The sequence below is a fragment of the Endozoicomonas sp. SESOKO2 genome (genome assembly GCF_024606245.1).
Classification (GTDB): domain Bacteria; phylum Pseudomonadota; class Gammaproteobacteria; order Pseudomonadales; family Endozoicomonadaceae; genus Endozoicomonas_A.
This window is the reverse complement of the sequence record NZ_JAHHPQ010000037.1, coordinates 1-1,395: the sequence shown is the minus strand read 5'-3', so window position 1 is coordinate 1,395 and position 1,395 is coordinate 1. Positions and strand designations below refer to the sequence as shown.

Sequence of the window (1,395 nt, the reverse complement as noted above, 5' to 3'; positions counted from 1 at the left end):
ATCTTCTAGTAATAATGCCCAGCATCATAGCCATTCAAACAGCATAAAGAAACAATCGTTTAACACTGAGTGATTCATGCATATTAATGAATGGATCAGCCGTTTTTTGTCTAAACTAGCCACGGCGACTTTCAGCCTGTAAGAGGTGTTTCATGGCTAAAAACAAGCTCATGCAAGTGATGAAAGTACGTGATGACAGCGCCCCTCCACAGACAATGTAACCATTGATAAAACCTGCTGGAACGGTGAGAAATTCAAAAATAAGTGAGGGAGAGGCTCAGAAAACAAGACTTCCTTCCGGAGTAAGCTATGAAAAAATCATTATTTATTATTGTATGCTGGTTTATTACCAGGCCTGTATTGGCATTAACAACTTTCCTCTGCATTGACTCCTCTGATTACATGCGCAACGGCGACTATAGTCCCAACCGTATCATGGCTGTCCAGGAAGCCTGCTCCCTCCTTTGCGAAGCCCTCATCCAACGCAACCCCGAAAACGTCATTGGTTTGCTCACCTTCGGCGGCAATGCCTGCTCCGTCCGTGAAACCCTCACTGAAGACATCGACCGCATCTCTGCTAGCCTCGCCTCGATTGCCGTCGGTGGCGAATCCCACTTTGCTAATGGTGTCCGAATCGCCATGCTCGCTCTCTCCCACGCCAAGAACAACCGCTCCCAAAAGCAAGTCGTCATCTTTGTAGGCTCCCCTGTCACCGACAGCCCTGACAAGCTTCGTCAACTCGCCACCGCCCTCCGCAAGCATAATGTCGGTGTTAGTATCATTAGTCTTGGATGCCCCTCTAACACATCAATCTTGAAGGAATTCACCGAACAAGTCCGAAAGAACGCCTACTTTTATGTCGTCCCTGAACACGGTAGCGTTATTGATTTATTGTTCTCTACTGCCTTGATGGGAGATGGACCTGGTTCTGGTAGCTTTGGTGTTCATACAGGCGTCAGTGCCACTGGTGGTGCCTTCAACTTCGGCACCGAAGCTGACGATCCTCAATTAGCTATGGCTATTCTTGCATCATTAGAAGAAGAACAAAGACGTCAAGCTGCTGCCGCTGCCAATAGTGACAATAACAATCAACAAACTACTACGACTACACAACAAGCTGATATTCCTATTACTAATAATCAAGATGCTGCTCCTGAAGATGATTTGGAACTTGCTCTTCTTTTGTCTATGGAAGAAGCTTTGAGAGCTGAACAACAAGCTGCTGAAGAATCGAATAAACCTACAAGCTCTGATGCTGCTCCTTAGCGGTTCTCACTGACAGCATTAACAGAAATTTTGGGGGCTTTGTTGGCCCTGCGGAGATTGGCCAGGAGTCGAATGAATGAATGGATACATGCTCAAATCTTCTAGTAATAATGCCCAGCATCATAGCCA

General features: G+C 46.3%; 1 protein-coding gene. It reads left to right on the top strand.

What is annotated here, in order from left to right; translation table 11 throughout:
* The first annotated feature begins 309 nt into the window (after positions 1-309).
* On the top strand, positions 310-1,266 hold the full coding sequence (locus tag KDK17_RS00820) for a VWA domain-containing protein (protein ID WP_257254790.1): 957 nt from the start codon (positions 310-312) through the stop codon (positions 1,264-1,266).
* Positions 1,267-1,395: the final 129 nt, after the last annotated feature.